The sequence below is a fragment of the Pseudarthrobacter linnaei genome (assembly GCF_055412825.1).
Genome location: NZ_JBVAYX010000011.1, coordinates 1 through 17768, shown reverse-complemented (window position 1 = coordinate 17768; position 17768 = coordinate 1). Strand labels below are relative to the sequence as shown.

Sequence of the window (17768 nt, the reverse complement as noted above, 5' to 3'; positions counted from 1 at the left end):
GTTGGTGTTGGTGTGGGCTGGAGGGGCGGGGGGTTCTTGCTGGGGATGCTCACACAGTCATTTCATCATCAGGGGCCGACAGTTTGCGCAAGGACCGTTCCAGCCGCTCGGCCACGGCGTCGATCCGGTCGAACTCGCCGTCGCTCGGTGCCCAGCGGGCGGCCATCAGGTCCACGCGCCAGCGGCCATCACCGGTACGGAGGTAGTCCGCATGATTTCCCAGCAGCGGGGTTCCTTCCAGGATGTAGAAGGTGAGGGCCTCACGTTCGTGCCCGGGGGGCGCGTCACCGCTGGCCTTCAGGACCCGCCACCACGGCACGGAACTGCCGTGGTGGCTCATGACGGAGCCGACCTGCCGGGCGCCGCCGGAGCCGAGGAGCTCGGCGACGTCGCCGTACGCCACCGCGGCGCCGCCGGGGATCAGTGCCACCACGTCCAGCACCGCCTCCACATACTCCATCCGCATGACACAAGCCTAGCGGCCGCGGCACTGGAACGGCCGGCCGGTGCGGGCCGCCCGCGGCCCTTCGGGCGTTCCTGGGCGGCGGCGCGGGGGGCGCCGGACCGGGCCGCGGGGTGGTGGCGCATTTCTGTCGTTGGCAGCAGGTAGCGTTGAAGCATGAGCACTTGGAACACCCTCCCCCGCGCAGCCTTCGACCTGGAAACCACAGGGCGGAACTCCCGGTCCGCGCGGATCGTCACGGCGTCCATCACCGTGGTGGATTCCGCCGGCGGGATCATCAAGGAACACGAATGGCTCGCCGATCCCGGGGTTGAGATTCCGACCGAGGCCAGCGACATCCATGGCGTCACCACCGAGCGGGCCCGCAGCGAAGGCCGACCTGCCGCGGACGTGACGCGGGAGGTCGCCGCGGTGCTCCAGGAACTCTTCGACACCGGCGTACCGGTCATCGCCTTCAACGCCAGCTACGACTTCACCGTGCTCGCCGCCGAGTCGGCCCGTTACGGTGTCCCGCAGCTGAGCCGCTTCCCGGTATTGGATCCGTACATCATGAACAAGCAGGTGGACCGCTACCGCAAGGGCAAGCGCACCCTCACCGCGCTCTGCGAGGAGTACGGGGTGAACCTGGACAACGCCCATACCTCGGCCGCCGATGCCCTGGCCACTCTGCGCATGCTCGACGCCATGGCCGGGAAGTTCCCCAAGCTTCGGATGCCGGCCAGCCACCTGCACCAGCTCCAGATCGAGTGGGCCTCCGCCCAGGCCTCCGATTTCCAGAGCTACCTGCGCAAGACCAAGCCCGCTGCCGTGATCGAAGGCGACTGGCCGGTGCTGCCGCCAGAGGACGCCAGCCGCGGGGACTTCTAGGGCGCCGCAGCTTCTTAAAACGAAACCTTTGGGTGCAAGTGCACCCGTAAATAGGCGTCCGTGGGCCGAATTTCCAGCGTTTGCGACGGAACTCACACAACCGGGTTGTTCCGGCGGCCCGGGCTGCCACCGGCAATCATTCCGCCCCGCCCGTTCCGCATCGCCCAGATCGCTGCTGATAGCACTCACACGTGAAGTGGATTCGGCGCCGCGGGCAGTTGCCGCGCACTAATTCGGATTCAACCAGTCTTCTCGCCAGGTGAAACACTTATATTTCGCGGGCCTGCCCGCCCCTGCCTGCGCCGAGGCGCCGAGGCCGGGGTCGTTGCGCGGCCCCGATCCCGATTAATGTCCGATGAAAGTGATTGCGTGATGAAAAACAAAGCCATGAAGTGGCTGACGACGGTTCCTGTGGCGATCGCCGTCGCCGTCTCGCTCGCCGCGTGCGGCGGCGGAGCTGCAGCACCGAGCGGAACGCCCACCGATGCCCTCGCCGGCAGCGACCAGACTTCCCTGGACAAGTACACGACCCCGGACGTCACTCCCCTGGACCAGATCGACAAGTCCCAGCTCGGCCTGCTGAGCGAGGGAACCCTCACAGTTGGAACCCTCTCTGACGCCCCGCCGAACATCTTCATCGACGAGTCCGGCAAGTTCACCGGCTACGACAATGAGCTGCTGCGCGCCGTCGCTGCAAAGCTTGGCCTTGAGGTCGAGTTCAAGGCCACCGGCTTCGCGTCGCTGCTCTCCCAGGTCCAGAACAAGCAGTTCGACCTCGGATCCTCCTCGATCTCCACCACGGACGCCCGGCGCAAGACCGTGGGATTCACCAACGGCTACGACTTCGGCTACATGGCCGTCGTCGCCAAGGAGGACGACAAGGTCAAGGGCTTCAAGGACCTGACCAAGGATTCGCGCATCGCGGTCGTCCAGGGCACGGTGCAGGATGACTACGTCACCAACACCTTGCAGATCGAGCCGGTCCGCTTCGAGGACTACAACACCGCCTACGCCAACCTGAAGAACGGCCAGGTGGACGCCTGGGTCGCTCCGTCCCAGCAGGCCACCGGACAGGTCAAGGAAGGCGATGGCACGGTCATCGCCGAATCCATTGTGAACACCCAGAACTTCACCGCGTACGCCGTGAACTCGGATAACCAGGCCCTCATTGATGCGCTCAACTCGGGCCTGGACGCTGTGATTGCCGATGGCACCTGGTCCACGCTGACCAAGGAATGGTACCCGGACCGCGAAACCCCGGCCACGTGGTCCCCGGGTTCCAAGGCTGTCACCGTCCCGAAGTCCTAGTCCATGGATGCACTCGATCAACTCCTCAAGACCTTCTTTGACTGGGAGGCGATGGCAGCTGTTGTGCCGAACATGCTCACGGTCGGCCTGCCCAACACCCTGATCCTGGCGGTTTCCTCAGGCGTGCTCGGGTGCATCCTGGGCATGGTTCTGGCCATCATGGGCACGTCCCGCAACACCGTGCTCCGGTGGCTTTCCAGGATCTACACGGATATTTTCCGCGGCGTACCCGCCATTGTGGTCATCCTGCTCATCGGGATCGGGCTCGGACCCGTGATCCGGGAGCTGACCGGTTCCACGAACCCGTTCCCGCTCGGCATCCTGGCGCTGACGCTCATGGCGTCGGCCTACATCGGTGAGATCTTCCGCTCAGGTATCCAGAGCGTGGAAAAGGGACAGCTCGAGGCGTCCAGGGCGCTGGGGTTCAGCTACAACTCCTCGATGCGGCTTGTGGTGATCCCGCAGGGCGTCCGCCGCGTACTCCCAGCCCTGGTGAACCAGTTCATCTCGCTGATCAAGGACTCGTCCCTGATCTACCTGCTCGGCCTGCTTGCGAGCCAGCGGGAAATCTTCCGCATCGGCAACGACGCTGCAGCCAACACGGGAAACCTGTCCCCGCTGATCGCTGCCGCTGCGATGTACCTGGTGCTGACGGTCCCCCTCACACACCTGGTCAATTACATCGACAAACGCCTGCGCACGGGCCGGCCGGAGAAGCCCCAGCCGGACGACGCCGCGGCCCTGATCGGAAAGGGAGCACGGCCATGAGCGACTTTGCCTCCGGCTCGCTGACCGGCAAGAACCTGCACCTGTCCTTCGGATCCAATCACGTCCTCCGCGGCATCGACCTCCAGGTCGAGAAGGGCACCACCGCGTCGGTGATCGGCCCGTCCGGTTCCGGCAAATCCACGCTCCTGCGGGTGATGAACCGCCTGATCGAACCTGACCAGGGCGACATCCTGCTGGACGGGCGGTCGGTGCTCAAGGACAATCCGGATGAACTGCGCCAGCGCATCGGCATGGTGTTCCAGCAGTTCAACTTGTTCCCGCACAAGACCGTCGTGGACAATGTCTCCCTGGCGCTGCGCAAGCTCCGCAAACTTCCGGCCGAGCAGGCACGGGCCGAGGCCCTTGAGCAGCTCGACCTCGTGGGTCTCAAGCACAAGGCGGATGCCCGTCCGACCAACCTGTCCGGCGGACAGCAGCAGCGCGTGGCGATCGCGCGGGCGCTGGCCATGAAGCCGGAAGTGATGTTCTTCGACGAGGCCACCTCGGCCCTCGACCCGGAGCTCGTCAAGGGTGTACTGGCACTGATGGCCGATCTCGCCAAGGGCGGCATGACCATGGTTGTCGTGACGCACGAGATGGGCTTCTGCCGCAACGTCTCGGATACCGTCACCTTTATGGACGCCGGGGTCGTCGTGGAATCCGGCCCGCCGGAACAGCTCTTCACGAACCCGCAGACGGAACGGCTCCAGGGCTTCCTCTCCGACGTCCTCTAGCGCAGAACGGCAGCTTAAACACTGATGGCACCCGCCGCGGCGGGTGCCATCAATGTTTAACGACGCGGCCGGAACCGGCGGCCGTGGCTATGCAGCCGTCGGTGTTAGGCCTTCGACTATTTAGGCCGTCGCGGCGGCCGCGGCCTTGGCGGCGGCCGGCAGGGCATCGAAGATCCGGTTCATGGCAGCGTCGTCGTGCGCTGCGGACAGGAACCAGGCTTCGAAGACCGACGGCGGCAGGTACACCCCGGAGTCCAGCATGGAGTGGAAGAATGGCGCGTAGCGGAACACTTCCTGTCCCTGGGCGTCGTCGTAGTTGTGCACGCCCCGGGCGGAGGCGCCGAAGGCCACCGAGAACAGGTTCCCGGCACGCTGGATGGAGTGGTCCACCCCTGCCGTGTCCAGGGCCCCCGACAGGGCCGCGGAAAGCTCCAGCGAGCGGGCGTCCACGAAGGAGTAGACCTCTGCGGTGGCGTGCGTCAGGGTCGCGACGCCGGCGGCCATCGCCACCGGGTTCCCGGACAGCGTGCCGGCCTGGTACACCGGGCCCAGCGGCGCGAGGTAGTCCATGACCTCGGCGCGGCCGGCGAGGGCCGCCGCCGGCATCCCGCCGCCGATGACCTTGCCGAAGGTGAGCAGGTCCGGGGTCCACGGCTCGGCAGCGCCGGCCGCGCCGCCGGTGAGTCCCCAATAGCCGGAGTACCCGGTGCGGAAGCCGGTGAGGACCTCGTCGAGGATCAGCAGGGCGCCGTGGTCGCGGGTAATCCGGGACAGTCCCGCGTTGAAGCCCTCACCCGGGGTGACAACCCCCATATTGGCGGGGGCCGCCTCGGTGATGACGGCGGCGATGTTGCCGCCGTGCTTGGCGAAGGCGGCCTCGACGGCGGCGAGGTCGTTGTAGGGCAGCACAAGGGTCTCGGCGGCGGTGGCGGCCGTGACGCCGGCGGAGCCCGGCAGCGCCAGGGTGGCGAGACCGGAGCCGGCCGCGGCGAGCAGCCCGTCGAGGTGGCCATGGTAGCAGCCGGCGAACTTAATGATGAGGTCACGGCCGGTGAAGCCGCGGGCCAGCCGGACGGCGGTCATGGTCGCCTCGGTGCCGGTGGAGACCATCCGGACGCGCTCGGCGGCGGGCACGCGTTCCTGGACGATCGCCGCGAGGTTGGCCTCGTCCGGGGTGGACGCCCCGAAGGACAGCCCGCGGTCCACCGCGGCGTGCACCGCGGCGAGGACCGCCGGGTGGGCATGTCCCAACAGTGCCGGGCCCCAGGAGCAGACCAGGTCGACGTATTCGGCGCCGTCCGCATCGGTCAGGTACGGGCCCTTGGCAGAGACCATAAAACGCGGCGTCCCGCCGACCGAGCCGAACGCGCGGACGGGCGAGTTAACGCCGCCCGGCATCAGTTTGCGGGCGCGGGCAAAGAGTTCCTCGTTGCGAGGATGGCTGGAAGTCATGGTTCCTATTCTTTCAGTTCAGTTCTGCGGGGAGGCCGCGGCCAGCCGGTTGGCCACCCGGGGGGCCACCTCGGTGCCGAACAGCTCGATCGAACGCATCATCGCCTTGTGCCCCAGGGTGCCGTTGCTGTACTTGAGGTCGAACCGGTCCACGGCCAGGTTCTTCTTGAGCAGCACGATCTTCGCAGCCACGGTGTCCGGGGAGCCGACGTAGAGGGCACCCTCGGGGGTGCACATGGCGTCGAACTCGGCCCGGCTGCCCGGGCCCCAGCCGCGCTCGGCGCCGATCAGGTTGCGCTGGCCGAGCCAGTGCGGGAAGAACTCCTCCCGCGCCTCCCCGTCGGTCTCGGCAACATGGCCGGGTGAATGGGTGGCCATCTGCTGCATGGGGTGGCCGTATTTCGCCATCGCGTCGCGATAGAGGTTCGCCAGCGGGGCGAAGGACCGGGGCTGTCCGCCGATGATGGCGAAGATGATCGGGTAGCCGTATTCGGCGCAGCGCAGCACCGATTCGGGCGTCCCGCCGACCCCGATCCAGGCGGGCAGCAGGTGGTGTTCCAGCGGCGGATAGACGCTGAGCCCGTTGATGGCCGGGCGGGTGCGGCCCTCCCAGTGGATGGGCTGCTGGGCGCGGGCCTTGTCGAAGAGTTCGAGCTTCTCCTCGAACAGGACCTCGTAGTCGGCCAGGTCGAGGCCGAAGAGCGGGAAGGACTCGGTGAAGGAACCGCGGCCCAGCATGATCTCGGCCCGGCCGTTGGAGATGGCATCCACGGTCGAGAAGCGCTCGAAGACGCGGATGGGGTCATCGGAGCTCAGGACAGTTACGGCCGAGCCGAGCCGGATCCTTTTGGTCCGGGCGGCCGCCGCGGCGAGGAACACCTCGGGGGCGGACACGGCGAAGTCGCGGCGGTGGTGCTCCCCCACGCCGAAGGCGTGCAGTCCCACGTCGTCCGCGAGTTCGGCTTGTTCCAGCAGCTGGCGCAGCACCTGGGCGTGCGGGACCGGGTGCCCGTCGGGGAAGACTCCGACGTCGCCGAAGGTGTTCAGCCCCAGCAGGATGCGCCCCGCGCCCACCGGTGCCGTGGGGTTGGCCCCGGAGGCCGGGCCGGTCGAGGTGCCCATCAGGATTCCTTCAGCCAGCCGGCGAGTTCGCTCGCCCAGTACGTCAGGACCATGTTGGCCCCGGCGCGTTTGATGCCCAGCACGGATTCGGTGATCGCGGCGCGGCGGTCGATCCAGCCGTTGGCGGCGGCGGCCTCGATCATCGAGTATTCACCGGAAATCTGGTAGGCGGCGACCGGCACGGAACTCATGGCGGCGACGTCGGCGAGGATGTCGAGGTAGCTCATCGCGGGCTTCACCATGACCATGTCGGCGCCCTCGGCGAGGTCCAGCTCGACTTCGAGGATCGCCTCGCGGCGGTTCGCGGCGTCCATCTGGTAGGTGCGGCGGTCGCCCTTGAGCTGGGAATCCACGGCCTCGCGGAACGGCCCGTAGAACGCCGAGGCGTATTTCGCGGCGTAGGCGACGACCGCGGTGTTGCCGTGTCCGGCGTCCTCCAGGGCCTGCCGGATCACACCGATCTGGCCGTCCATCATCCCGGACGGGCCGAGCACGTGGGCGCCGGCCTCCGCCTGGGCCACGGCCATCCGGCCGTAAATCTCGAGCGTGGCGTCGTTGTCCACGTAGCCGTGGGCGTCGAGGACACCGCAGTGCCCGTGGTCGGTGAATTCGTCCAGGCAGACGTCGCTCATGATGACGAGGTCGTCCCCGACCTCGGCGCGGACGTCCCGGATGGCCTTGTTCAGCACGCCGTCGGGGTCCAGTGAGGCGGTGCCGGCCGCGTCGCGGACGGCGGGGATTCCGAACAGCATGATGCCCCCGACGCCGAGGGCCACAGCCTCACTGGCGGCGCGCTTCAGGGTGTCCGTAGTGTGCTGCTGCACCCCGGGCATCGAGGCAATGGGGTTCGGCTGGCTCAGGCCTTCACGGATGAAAGCGGGCAGGATGAGTTCCGAGGCCGAGAGTCGGTGTTCGGCGCTCAGCCGGCGCATGGCCGGCGTGGTGCGGAGCCGGCGGGGGCGGTGGGTCGGAAAGCTCATACGATGTCCTTTGCTGTGGGCTCTGCTGCTGGTGCTGCTGGCTGAGGTGGTGGGGACGGCCGGCCGGCCAGGGACCGGACGACGGCGGCGACCAGGCCGGAGGCGGTGGGTGCCTCGGCCACGGCGGCGACGGTGAGGCCGAGGAACTCAGCCTCGGCAGCGGTGGACCGTCCGATCGCGACGAAGCGGCAGCCGCCCAGCGGGGCGAGGTCCTCGTGGATGCGCCGGGCCGCACTGGGGGAAGCGGCGACGACGGCGGCGAGCCGGCCGGCGCCGATTTCGGCCTTCGCCTGTTCCGGTGTGAGCACGGCGGCCGCATTGTCCCCAGGCGCGCCGGCGGCATTGTGCGCGTGGGGCACGGCGGGCTGGCACGCGGCGAGGCTCCGGCGCGGGTCGGCCGGGTAGTTTACGGTGCGGTACGCGGTCACGGCCTGAACGGAGGCGCCCCGGGCCTGCAGTCCTCGGCGGAGCCGGGGGTCGGCGATGTCGGCCTGCGGCAGGAGCACGCTGCCCTGGTGCTCGGGCCAGATGTCGAGCAGTCCGGCCCCGGACTGCTGGCCCGTGGGCGCCAGGTCCACGGCCACACCCCGGGATTCGAGGAAACGGCGTGTTGCGGGCCCGATCGTGGCCACGAGGAGGCTGCCCGGCAGCCAGCGGCTGAGGGTCGTTCCCCGCTCGGCAGCCTTGGCCTCGAGCGCCTGGACAGTGGTCACGCTGCTGACCACCAGCCACGCGTAGCCACCGGCGCCGAGGGCATCGAACGCGACGTCCAGGGAGTGCTGGTCACTGGCGAGCTCAAAATCGATCAGCGGCAGCAGTAGCGGATCGGCTCCCACCTTGCGCAGCGCCGCGACCAGTTCCCTGGCCCGGTCCGGGCTGCGCGCGATGAGGACCCGCGCGCCCTCGGGCACCCTCATCACGGTGTGGCCCTCGGTGCCGTTGCGGCCGCTGTGGCGTCCCATGACCTGATGGTTGCCGCCGTTCAGGAGGCGGCCAGGTCCGCGATGTCAGCGGCGCCGCGGGCCAACAGGATTTCGGCGAGTTCAATCCCGAGCAGGGTGGCCCCTACCTCGGTCAGTCCGTCGGTGGCCTTCTTATCCCGGACCGAGGCGGTTCCGTCGACGGCGCAGACCACGGCCTCGAGGTAAAGCAGGCTGCCCTTGCGGTACGCGTAGGCGCCCACCGGCGCGGCGCAGCCGGCTTCGAGGCGGGCCAGGAGCGCCCGTTCGGCGGTGATGGCAAGCCGCGTGTCGGGGTCGTCGAGGGCGGCGAGGGCCTGCGCGAGCACGCCCTGCGAGCCTTCGGTGGAACCCGCCTTGCGCGGCGCCTCAGCGGAACGGCATTCGATTGCGAGCGAGCCCTGTCCGGCGGCGGGCAGCATCACCTCGGACTCGAGGTACTCGCTGACGGCATCGAGCCGGCCGATCCGGTACAGCCCGGCGGCGGCAAGAACGACGGCGTCAAGATCGCAGCTCTTGCCCTCAACCACGGCAGATGTCATGTTGCCGGGCAGTCCGGGGACGCGGCCGAGCCGGGTGTCCACGTTGCCGCGGATGTCGCGGATGTTCAGGTCCGGGCGGGCCGCCCGCAGCTGGGCTGCGCGCCGCGGCGAGCCCGTTCCAACGGTGGCTCCGGTGGGCAGGTCCGCGAGCTTGAGCCCGTCACGGGCACAGAGCACGTCACGGACGTCGGCACGTTTCGGCGTCGCCGCGAGCGTCAGCCCGAGAGCTGCCCCCGTGGGCAGGTCCTTGAGCGAGTGCACGGCGACGTCGCAGCGGTCCTGCAGCAGGGCATCGCGCAGGGCAGCGACAAAGACGCCGGTGCCGCCCATCTGGGACAGCGACCCGGTGAGGACGTCGCCGTCGGTGCGGATGTGCACCAGCTCCACGGGGAACCCGCCGACGGCGGCCAGCTGGTCCGCGGTCTGCTGCGTTTGGGTGAGGGCCAGTTTGCTGGCGCGGGTTCCGATCCGGACGCTCACAGTGCGTCCTGATCCGCCGCCGGGGCGGGCGCGCCGGCGGCAGCGGCGGCCGGGTAGGGGTCGTGGCCGGTGCCGGTGGTGGTATCGGCGGCCGGGTAGGGGTCGTGGCCGGTGCCGGTGGTGGTATCGGCGCCCGCGATGGTCGGCTTTTCGCCGCGGAAGTTGGCGCAGCACCCCGGACGGCAGACGTCGTACCACGGGCCGAGCTTCGTCAGGTGCGGGCGGTCGGCAATGTTGTTGGCGTCGGTCCGCTCGCAGATCAGGTCCACGAGCCCGGCCACGAACTTGCGGTGGGTCCCGGGCGTGGGAACCCGCGTTGCGGCCAGTTCCAGCTTGGCGCAGGTTTCCAGGGCCTCGGTGTCGAGGTCCCAGACGACTTCCATGTGGTCGCTGACGAAGCCGAGCGGGACGATGACGATGCCCTTAACGCCCTGGCCGGCGAGTTCCTCGATGGCGTCGTTGATATCCGGTTCCAGCCACGGCACGTGCGGGGCACCGGAGCGGGACTGGTAGACGAGGGACCAGGGGGCTGTGTCGCCGCTCGCGGCCTCGACGCGGCGGATGACCTCGGTGCCGGAGGCAAGGTGCTGCGCGACGTAGGCAGAGTCTTCCTCGAAGTGGCGCGCTTCGGCGTCGGAGCGGCCGGCTGCCTCGGCGTCGCGGGTGGGGATGGAGTGCGTGGCGAACAGGATGTGGACCGGCGCGTCCGGGGTGCCGGCCGCGGCCAGCTGGGCGCGGACGTCGGCGAGGCCGGCGGCGGTGCCTTCCACGAAGGGCTCTACGAAGCCGGGGTGGTCGAAGTACTGGCGGACCTTATCAACTTCGAGACGTCCGTCGAGGCCGGTTTCAGTCAGCGCGAGGCCGATGTCCTCGCGGTACTGCCGGCAGCTGGAGTAGCAGGAGTAGGCGCTGGTGGTGAGCATCAGGACCTTGCGGTGCCCGGCGTCGTAGATGTCCTGGAGGGTCTGCGGGATGTAGGGGGCCCAGTTGCGGTTGCCCCAGAAGACCGGCAAATCGATGCCGCGGGTGGCGAGTTCGGCCGCGAGGCCGGCCTTGAGTTCACGGTTCTGGGCGTTGATGGGGCTGATGCCGCCGTTGGCGCGGTAGTGGTGCGAGACCTCTTCGAGGCGCTCGTCCGGGATGCCGCGGCCGCGGGTGACGTTGCGCAGGAACGGAAGGACGTCGTCCTGGCCTTCCGGGCCGCCGAAGGAGGCGAGCAGCACGGCGTCGTAGGCTTTCGGGGCCATTCTGCCGGCTTCGGTTACCCCGTTGATGGTGGTGTCGGCTGGCACACTGCTCTGCGGACCCAGGGGGCTCATGACAGGACCTCGGCAATCTCGGCGGCACTGACCCTGCGGCCGGTGTAGAACGGGATTTCTTCGCGGACGTGGTGGCGGGCTTCGGTGGCGCGCAGGTGGCGCATCAGGTCCACGAGGTCCACCAGTTCGGGGGCTTCCAGGCCCAGGATCCATTCCCAGTCGCCGAGGGCGAAAGAGGACACCGTGTTGGAGAGGACCTGGGGGAAGTCGCGGCCCAGCAGGCCGTGGTCGCGCAGCATCGCGCCGCGCTCGGCGTCGGGCAGCAGGTACCACTCGTAGGAGCGGACGAAGGGATAGACGCAGAGCCACTCTGCAGGCTCCACCCCGCGGGAAAAGGCGGGCGTGTGGTTTTTGGCGAACTCGGCCTCCCGGTGCACGCCCATGGCGGACCAGGCGATCTCCGTGCCCGTGAACAGCTTGCTGCGGCGGATGTCGCGGACCGCGCGCTGAAGGGCTTCCGGCTGGGGGCCGTGCAGCCAGACCATGATGTCGGCATCCGCGCGCATTGCTGAAACGTCATAGCTGCCGCGGTGGACCACGCCGGCCTCTGCCAGCTGTGCGGTGAGGGCTTCGTATTCCACGGCAGCATCGCCGCTGCGGAGCACGTCGGCGGAGCGCTTGAAAACCGTCCAGAGGGTAAAGAACTGCTCGGCTGATTCTTCGCTGGCTGATTCAGTTTTAGTGACAGTTTCGGCAGAAGTGTGGCTCATGGATACCAGTCTGCCCCTTCCCCTCAATGAAGTCGAAATGAAGCACTTCTACAGCGCGTAGAAGTGCTTCATTTCACATCACGGGGACTTCCGGTGCCGATTTCGGCGGCCCGGGGCGACCTTCGGGATCTCAGACCCGGCGCAGCCGCAGGACCACGACACCGGCGGCGCAGGACAGTGCCACGAGCCCGATGCCCAAGCCGAGCAACGGCTCGGCTCCGGCGGGCTCCCGGGTCGAGGTCGCCTCCATCGAGGTGCTCCCGGAGCGGGGCCTGGCCGACGCCGCCACGGGGCCGGCCGTGGCCGTCGGGGATGCCGTCGCAGTGTTCGACGGCGGCGCCGGGGTTGGCGCTGATGCCGGGGTCTCGGCGGAGGCCGCCGTCCCGGCGGGAACTTCGGCGGCTGGTACCGGAGCCGCAACGGACCCGCCCGGGACTGGAACCGCCGTCGGGGCCGGAGCAGGGGTGGCGGGCTGCGGTCCCGCAGGCCCGACCGGCACTACGGGCTCCGGGGTGACGGGCCGGCTGGGCGACGGCTTGGGACTGCGGCTGGGCTCCGGCTCGTCAGGGTCCTCGGAGGAGGCGGGCTGCGGCAAGGAACTGGAAGGCGTGGGGCTCGGCCCGGGGTGCTTCACCGGCGCCAGCAGGCCGTCAACCCGGCTGGCGAGACCAACGGACTGCAGGTCCGTCGCGCCGGCCACTGAGGCGGAAGCGGAGGCTCCTGTGGCCGCGTGCGCGGCGGGCGCGCCTGCGGAGAAAGCCAGCACCACGCCGAGCGCGGCAGCCGCCGTGCCGCGCCGAAGTCCCCCACGGTGCCCTGTCTGCGTTTTTTGGACATTGGACCTGTGAGTAACCATGGTCACCGACCTTAGCCGTCAGCGGAGGCGGGGAAAAATTTGCCGTTTCCCCCTTTTTATGGGAGCCAGGGCGGCCGGACCGGCGCCCGGATAACGGGCTCCATCACCTCTCAGGGCAGCAGCCGCCGGACCTGGTGCGGGGTGTCGGCCACGATCGCGGCCAGGCCGTTGCCCGACAGCCAGCCGCCCACTATTGCCAGGGTGCCGTCCGCCGCGCAGATGCTGCGCACCGCCGCGACGCGGCGCTTGTGTCCGAGCGCGGCGAACGGCAGGGCACCGCCCCAGCGCACAACGTCCCAGTCCACCACGTCGCCGGCGGTGACCGGCACGGAGAGCAGGGCGGAGGCGTCCTTCAAGGCTGCCTCGAACAGCTCCGTGTCGGTGCCGGGCTCCGGCCGGACGGGCACTCCGTGCCGGGTGTCACCACGGCCGTAGGAGAGCCGGACAACGTGGGTGCCGGGGCCGGTCTGCTCGGCCAGCCACTCCCATTTGGCGGTGGCGTGGGTGAGGGCCTTGGCCTGGATTCCGGGGCTCTGCGGCGCGACCAGGACTCCGGTGCCGCGCGGCCGGGCATCGAGCTGGGGCAGGTCCACCACGAGGGTGACAAGGCTGACGTCGGGTCCGGGCTCGGGGCGGTGGCCTGCCAGCTCCGGCAGGGCGCCAGCGAGCAGTTCGATGGCGGCCGGGCCTTCCACGGCGACGACCAGGAGCCCGGCGTCGTAGCCGGTGCCCCCCGCGGTGACGCGCCAGCCGCCGGCAGTGCGCTCCACGGAGTCGGCCCGGGTGCCGCCGAGCAGCATCACGCCCTCGCGGCGCAGCTCGGCCAGCAGGGCCGGGATCAGGGTGTGCATACCGCCGCGCAGTCCCGCGACGGCCGATCCCGCCTTCTGCAGCCCCGGCGACGGCACCCCGGGGACAGGCCCTCCCCCCGTCGGGGCGCCACGACGTTGCGCCCCGACGGCGGCGGCGAGGGAGCCATGGTCCCGGATCCCGGCGCGCAGGCCGGGGGCCACCATGTCGATGTCCAAGACGTCCGGGTCCGCGGAGTGGACCCCGCCGACGACGGGCGCCACCAGCCGGTCAAGCACGCGCCGGCCCATCCGGGCGCGGACCAGGGCCGAGACGCTTGTGGCCTCCTCCCGGGTCCCCAGCGAGACGGGCAGCAGCTTGTCGAGCGAGGCCCGGAGCGAACCGAGCAGGCCAAGGGATCGGCGGACTTCCGGGTCCCAGGGGTTGGCCGGAATGCCAAGGACACCGGTGCGGGGAAGCTCGCGCGGGCCGTCGGGTAACTGGACCCAGGCGCCGCCCGGCTGCGGGGCGACGATCTTCCCGGCCAGCTCCAGTTCGGCGGCGAGATCCGCGACGGCGGAGGAGCGGGTGGCGAAGGACTCGGCGCCGCTGTCCAGCGTCAGGCCGGCCACGACATGGCTGCCGACGCAGCCGCCCCACGCGCCGGAGGCCTCCAGGACCGTGGTGCGGACGCCTGCGCGGGCCAGTTCGCGCGCGGCCAGCAGGCCGGAGATCCCGCCTCCCACCACCACGGCGGTGGGCGCTGCGGTGTCCCCGGCGGTGCGGCGGGCTGCCTCCACGCGCTTTACTCCGGGGAGATCGAGTGGATGAGCGTGACGACGCGCGTCAGCACGTCGGGATCGGTTTCCGGCGGCACACCGTGGCCGAGGTTCAGCACGTGGCCGGGGGCTGTGGCGCCAGCGGCGATGACATCGCGGACGTGGGCTTCCAGCACCTCCCACGGCGCGGACAGCAGGGCCGGGTCGATGTTGCCCTGCAGCGGCACCGTGCCGCCCAGACGGCGGTTGGCTTCATCCAGCGGCAGCCGGTAGTCCACCCCGACGACGTCGACGCCGACGTCGCGCATGGCGACGAGCAGTTCCGAGGTGCCGGTGCCGAAGTGGATCAGCGGAGCCCCGAGATCACGCACGTGGTCCAGGGCGCGGGAGGAGGCCGGGGCAACGAAGCGTTTGTAGTCGGCCAGGCCGAGGGATCCGGCCCAGGAGTCGAAGAGTTGGCCGGCGGAAGCGCCCGCTTCCAGCTGGGCCCGGAGGAACATGCCGGAGGCGTCCGCGGCCCAGTTGGCCAGTGCGGTCCAGGTCTCCGGGTCGGCGTGCATCATGGTGCGCGGGCCGAGGTGGTCCCGGGAAGGCTTCCCTTCGACCATATAGGCCGCGAGCGTGAACGGCGCGCCGGCAAAGCCAATCAGCGGGGTCTTCCCCAGCTGGGCCACGGTGAGCCGGACGGCCTCGCGGATGGGCTCGAGGGCTTCCCAGGTCAGCTGGGGAAGGGCGGCGACGTCGGCCGCGGTGCGGACCGGCTTCTCCAGCACGGGACCGACGCCGGGAACGATGTCCACGCCGACGCCGGCCAGCTTGAGCGGGATGACGATGTCGGAGAAGAAGATGGCCGCGTCCACGTCGTGGCGGCGGACCGGCTGCAGGGTGATCTCGGAGGCCAGTTCCGGTCGCAGGCAGGAGTCCAGCATCGCGACCCCCTCGCGCAGCTTGAGGTATTCGGGCAGCGAGCGGCCGGCCTGGCGCATGAACCACACCGGACGGCGGGAGGGCTTGCCGCCGCGGTAGGCGGTGATCAGCGGGGAATCCGCGGTGCGGCCGTCCATCAGAGGGTGCCCGGCGTCAAGGCCGGAGAGTTCAGGAGTTGCCGCAGCGCGAGGAGTCATGTCTTCGATTGTGCCGAAAATCAGCCCCAAAAGATAACGACAGCCTGTCACCGACACGGGCAGGGACCCGGGCTGCGACCGGCCTGCGGTCCCGCCACGGTCGGGCCTGCGGTCCCGCCGTGGCGGGAATCACAGCCCCCCGTGTGCAGTCCCACTCCGGGCTGTTGTTCTACGCAGGAACGAAAAAGCTATGATTGGGATGCTGTGGTTCTTTTTTCTCTGGTGGCGACCCACGCCGACATCGACCTCGAGACCGTTGCTCTCCTGAGCACCGGTGCTTCCGAGCTCGCCACATCCGCCCTCGCCGGATCGCCGGCCGTGGCGGGTGCCATTGTGCTTGCCACCTGCAACCGCTTCGAAATCTACGGCGAAGCACACCGACAGGACGACATCGAAGACGCCCGCCAGGCCCTCATCGCCCAGCTCAGCGGCTCCACCGGACTCACCGAACAGCTTGTGGCGCGTTCCTTCAGCACCCGCACGGGCGCGGACGTCACCCGGCACCTGTTCTCCGTCAGCTCCGGGCTGGACTCCGCCGTCGTCGGGGAACGCGAAATCGCCGGCCAGGTCCGCCGGGCCCTGATCACGGCCCAGCACGAAGGCACGGCCAGCGCCGGCCTCGTCCGGCTCTTCCAGGCCGCGTCGAAGACCGCCAAGGACGTCGGGGCGCAGACGGCCCTGGGCGCCCGCGGCCTCTCGGTCGTCTCCGTGGCCCTGGACCTCGCCACCGAGCTGTCCGAAGTCCCCGACTGGTCCACCAAGAAGGTCGTCGTGTTCGGCACCGGCGCCTACGCCGGCGCCACCATGTCGCTGCTGCGTGAACGCGGCTGCACGGACGTGTCCGTGTACTCCTCCTCCGGGCGTGCCGCCGGTTTCGTCGCCACCCGCGGAGGGACCGCGCTGGACGGCGACAGCCTTCCGTCCGCCGTCGCCGCCGCTGACGTCATGATCGGCTGCAGCGGAGCGGACACCCGCGTTGAAGCATCCGAACTATCCAAGGTCCGCGCGTCCTCGCCCCAGCCCCTGATCGCCATCGACCTAGCCCTCACCCACGATTTCGATCCCGCCGTCGGCGGACTCGACGGCGTCGAGCTGCTCACGCTGGAATCGGTCCGCCTGGCTGCCCCGCAGGAACAGTCCGAATCGCTGGCCCAGGCCAGCAGCATTGTGGCCGGCGCCGCAAGTGCGTTCGAGCAGGAACGCGAAGCCCGGTCGGTGGATTCGGCCATTGTCGCTCTGCGCCGGCACACCATGAACGTGCTGGACGCGGAGATGGAAAAGGTCCGTGCCCGCCACGGCTGCACCGCAGCGGCCGAGGAAGTCGAGTTCGCGCTCCGCCGCATGGTCAAGCAGCTGCTGCATGTCCCCACGGTCCGGGCCCGCGAGCTCGCCGCCAACGGCCAGCAGGAAGACTACGTGGCCGGTCTTGAGGCGCTGTACGGCATCATGGTCGAACAGCCCGTGGCAAAAACGGCCGACGCCGGCTGCCCGGTTGAACACCAGGACCGTCCAGCGCCGAGCGGCGCGCGGGAAATCGCCTAAGGGGCGCTTCCCGTCCGGGCAGATAATACCTTCAGCGGCTCAGACGGCCTCCCGTCCTAATTCTGCATCCACGTTTCGATCCGCTCCCTTTGGGCATGCGCCATAATGCCAGTCCGTGACATGCTCCAGCTTGCCAATTGTCACGCATTCGTCAGGAGATCGGCCCTGGTCACCCAGGTGCCAGCAACGTGGTGGATGATCGCGCTAAATACCTAGTTGGATGTCCGCGCCCATGAAGGATGCAGTTGGTCGTTCAGGCACATTGGGACAGGAGGGTTCCGGGTTCGGGTCATCGGAAGACGCTGACCAGCCTTGGTGATCGGCGCCTGCGGGCCAGGGGTGCCCGGCCATGAATTCGTGCCAGTCCGGAAATGGATCTTCGGGCAGGTCCGCATTGGGGTCTGGGTCCGGGGGCAGTTCCAGGTTGGGATCCCGGTCTGGGTCCGGGGGCAGTTCCAGGTGGGGGTCCCGGTCTGGGTCCGGGGGCAGTTCCAGGTGGGGGTCCCGGTCTGGGTCCGGGGGCAGTTCCAGGTTGGGATCCCGGTCGGGGTCCGCGGGCAGTTCCAGGTGGGGATCCCGGTCGGGGTCCGCGGGCAGTTCCAGGTGGGGATCCCGGTCGGGGTCCGCGGGCAGTTCCAGGTGGGGATCCCGGTCGGGGTCCGCGGGCAAATCCTGGCCCGGTCCGTCGTCCGCGGGCGGGCCTTGGTCTAGGCCTTCGCCGGCGGGCAGGAGGTGGGGTGGCCAGTCGGGTGGTTCCCAGTCCTGTTGTTCGCTGGGATAGTTCCGGCCTGAGGGCGAGGTCCAGCCGGGCGGTTTGTTTTTGCTGGCCCCGGCCGGTGTCCAGGAGGAGCCGTGTTTCAGGCCGTGGTGCTTGCGGCACGGATGGCCGAGGTTGGTGATCCCGGTGGTGCCTCCGTCGGCCCAGGCCAGCAGGTGGTCGGCCTCGTTGTCCAGGGACGGGTTGTTACAGCCCG

At 69.4% G+C, this 17768-nt stretch carries 16 protein-coding genes and 1 pseudogene; 5 read left to right on the top strand and 12 right to left on the bottom strand.

Annotation, left to right across the window (positions count from 1 at the left end):
* Nucleotides 1-49 precede the first annotated feature (49 nt).
* A complete protein-coding gene (locus tag ACZYZ3_RS11775) occupies nt 50-466 on the bottom strand; it encodes an MGMT family protein (protein WP_463964006.1) in 417 nt (138 codons plus the stop codon).
* A 153-nt stretch (nt 467-619) separates the two neighbouring features.
* Here ACZYZ3_RS11775 and ACZYZ3_RS11770 point away from each other — a divergent pair, with 153 nt between their 5' ends.
* The 4 genes from ACZYZ3_RS11770 to ACZYZ3_RS11755 all read left to right on the top strand — a co-directional run bounded on the left by ACZYZ3_RS11770 (nt 620) and on the right by ACZYZ3_RS11755 (nt 4140).
* Complete coding sequence (locus ACZYZ3_RS11770) at nt 620-1330, top strand: 3'-5' exonuclease (protein ID WP_463964005.1); 711 nt, start codon at nt 620-622, stop codon at nt 1328-1330.
* Between the two features lie 372 nt (nt 1331-1702).
* Nucleotides 1703-2638 (top strand): substrate-binding periplasmic protein, encoded by a 936-nt coding sequence (locus ACZYZ3_RS11765; RefSeq protein WP_463964067.1) that lies wholly within the window; start codon nt 1703-1705, stop codon nt 2636-2638.
* A gap of 3 nt (nt 2639-2641) precedes the next feature.
* Nucleotides 2642-3406 (top strand): amino acid ABC transporter permease, encoded by a 765-nt coding sequence (locus ACZYZ3_RS11760; protein WP_463964004.1) that lies wholly within the window; start codon nt 2642-2644, stop codon nt 3404-3406.
* The gene (locus ACZYZ3_RS11755; protein ID WP_463964003.1) at nt 3403-4140 is read left to right on the top strand and encodes an amino acid ABC transporter ATP-binding protein; all 738 of its coding nucleotides are present in this window, start codon (nt 3403-3405) and stop codon (nt 4138-4140) included. Before ACZYZ3_RS11760 ends, ACZYZ3_RS11755 begins: the two co-directional genes overlap by 4 nt.
* A gap of 120 nt (nt 4141-4260) precedes the next feature.
* Here ACZYZ3_RS11755 and hemL read toward each other — a convergent pair whose 3' ends face one another.
* The 10 genes from hemL to hemE all read right to left on the bottom strand — a co-directional run bounded on the left by hemL (nt 4261) and on the right by hemE (nt 15252).
* Entirely contained in the window at nt 4261-5592 is a 1332-nt protein-coding gene (gene hemL, locus ACZYZ3_RS11750) for a glutamate-1-semialdehyde 2,1-aminomutase (protein WP_463964002.1), read from the bottom strand.
* Nucleotides 5593-5610: 18 nt separating this feature from the next.
* Nucleotides 5611-6714 (bottom strand): LLM class flavin-dependent oxidoreductase, encoded by a 1104-nt coding sequence (locus tag ACZYZ3_RS11745; protein WP_463964001.1) that lies wholly within the window; start codon nt 6712-6714, stop codon nt 5611-5613.
* On the bottom strand, nt 6714-7694 hold the full coding sequence (gene hemB, locus ACZYZ3_RS11740; protein ID WP_463964000.1) for a porphobilinogen synthase: 981 nt from the start codon (nt 7692-7694) through the stop codon (nt 6714-6716). Before hemB ends, ACZYZ3_RS11745 begins: the two co-directional genes overlap by 1 nt.
* Nucleotides 7691-8656, bottom strand: coding sequence for a uroporphyrinogen-III synthase (locus tag ACZYZ3_RS11735; protein WP_463963999.1), 966 nt, complete (start codon nt 8654-8656; stop codon nt 7691-7693). Before ACZYZ3_RS11735 ends, hemB begins: the two co-directional genes overlap by 4 nt.
* A gap of 20 nt (nt 8657-8676) precedes the next feature.
* A complete protein-coding gene (gene hemC / locus ACZYZ3_RS11730; protein ID WP_463963998.1) occupies nt 8677-9675 on the bottom strand; it encodes a hydroxymethylbilane synthase in 999 nt (332 codons plus the stop codon).
* Nucleotides 9672-10994 (bottom strand): ferrochelatase, encoded by a 1323-nt coding sequence (locus ACZYZ3_RS11725; RefSeq protein ID WP_463963997.1) that lies wholly within the window; start codon nt 10992-10994, stop codon nt 9672-9674. The genes hemC and ACZYZ3_RS11725 overlap by 4 nt, the downstream gene beginning before the upstream one ends.
* On the bottom strand, nt 10991-11704 hold the full coding sequence (gene hemQ, locus ACZYZ3_RS11720; protein WP_463963996.1) for a hydrogen peroxide-dependent heme synthase: 714 nt from the start codon (nt 11702-11704) through the stop codon (nt 10991-10993). Before hemQ ends, ACZYZ3_RS11725 begins: the two co-directional genes overlap by 4 nt.
* Nucleotides 11705-11834: 130 nt before the next feature.
* Complete coding sequence (locus ACZYZ3_RS11715) at nt 11835-12560, bottom strand: hypothetical protein (RefSeq protein WP_463963995.1); 726 nt, start codon at nt 12558-12560, stop codon at nt 11835-11837.
* A gap of 110 nt (nt 12561-12670) precedes the next feature.
* On the bottom strand, nt 12671-14149 hold the full coding sequence (locus tag ACZYZ3_RS11710; protein WP_463963994.1) for a protoporphyrinogen/coproporphyrinogen oxidase: 1479 nt from the start codon (nt 14147-14149) through the stop codon (nt 12671-12673).
* Between the two features lie 5 nt (nt 14150-14154).
* Nucleotides 14155-15252, bottom strand: a complete 1098-nt coding sequence (hemE, locus tag ACZYZ3_RS11705) for a uroporphyrinogen decarboxylase (protein WP_463963993.1) — start codon at nt 15250-15252, stop codon at nt 14155-14157.
* Between the two features lie 204 nt (nt 15253-15456).
* On the opposite strand from hemE, the gene ACZYZ3_RS11700 reads away from it, so the two are divergent.
* Nucleotides 15457-16794, top strand: a complete 1338-nt coding sequence (locus ACZYZ3_RS11700) for a glutamyl-tRNA reductase (protein WP_463963992.1) — start codon at nt 15457-15459, stop codon at nt 16792-16794.
* Nucleotides 16795-16998: 204 nt separating this feature from the next.
* Here ACZYZ3_RS11700 and ACZYZ3_RS11695 read toward each other — a convergent pair.
* Nucleotides 16999-17768: pseudogene (locus ACZYZ3_RS11695) on the bottom strand (hypothetical protein); the annotation flags it as partial.

Bases quoted from the DNA above. Each gene is read 5' to 3' on its own strand.
- ACZYZ3_RS11775 (WP_463964006.1), bottom strand. From the start codon at position 466: ATGCGGATGGAGTATGTGGAGGCGGTGCTGGACGTGGTGGCACTGATC.
- ACZYZ3_RS11770 (WP_463964005.1), top strand. From the start codon at position 620: ATGAGCACTTGGAACACCCTCCCCCGCGCAGCCTTCGACCTGGAAACC.
- ACZYZ3_RS11765 (WP_463964067.1), top strand. From the start codon at position 1,703: ATGAAAAACAAAGCCATGAAGTGGCTGACGACGGTTCCTGTGGCGATC.
- ACZYZ3_RS11760 (WP_463964004.1), top strand. From the start codon at position 2,642: ATGGATGCACTCGATCAACTCCTCAAGACCTTCTTTGACTGGGAGGCG.
- ACZYZ3_RS11755 (WP_463964003.1), top strand. From the start codon at position 3,403: ATGAGCGACTTTGCCTCCGGCTCGCTGACCGGCAAGAACCTGCACCTG.
- hemL (WP_463964002.1), bottom strand. From the start codon at position 5,592: ATGACTTCCAGCCATCCTCGCAACGAGGAACTCTTTGCCCGCGCCCGC.
- ACZYZ3_RS11745 (WP_463964001.1), bottom strand. From the start codon at position 6,714: ATGGGCACCTCGACCGGCCCGGCCTCCGGGGCCAACCCCACGGCACCG.
- hemB (WP_463964000.1), bottom strand. From the start codon at position 7,694: ATGAGCTTTCCGACCCACCGCCCCCGCCGGCTCCGCACCACGCCGGCC.
- ACZYZ3_RS11735 (WP_463963999.1), bottom strand. From the start codon at position 8,656: ATGGGACGCCACAGCGGCCGCAACGGCACCGAGGGCCACACCGTGATG.
- ACZYZ3_RS11725 (WP_463963997.1), bottom strand. From the start codon at position 10,994: ATGAGCCCCCTGGGTCCGCAGAGCAGTGTGCCAGCCGACACCACCATC.
- hemQ (WP_463963996.1), bottom strand. From the start codon at position 11,704: ATGAGCCACACTTCTGCCGAAACTGTCACTAAAACTGAATCAGCCAGC.
- ACZYZ3_RS11715 (WP_463963995.1), bottom strand. From the start codon at position 12,560: ATGGTTACTCACAGGTCCAATGTCCAAAAAACGCAGACAGGGCACCGT.
- hemE (WP_463963993.1), bottom strand. From the start codon at position 15,252: ATGACTCCTCGCGCTGCGGCAACTCCTGAACTCTCCGGCCTTGACGCC.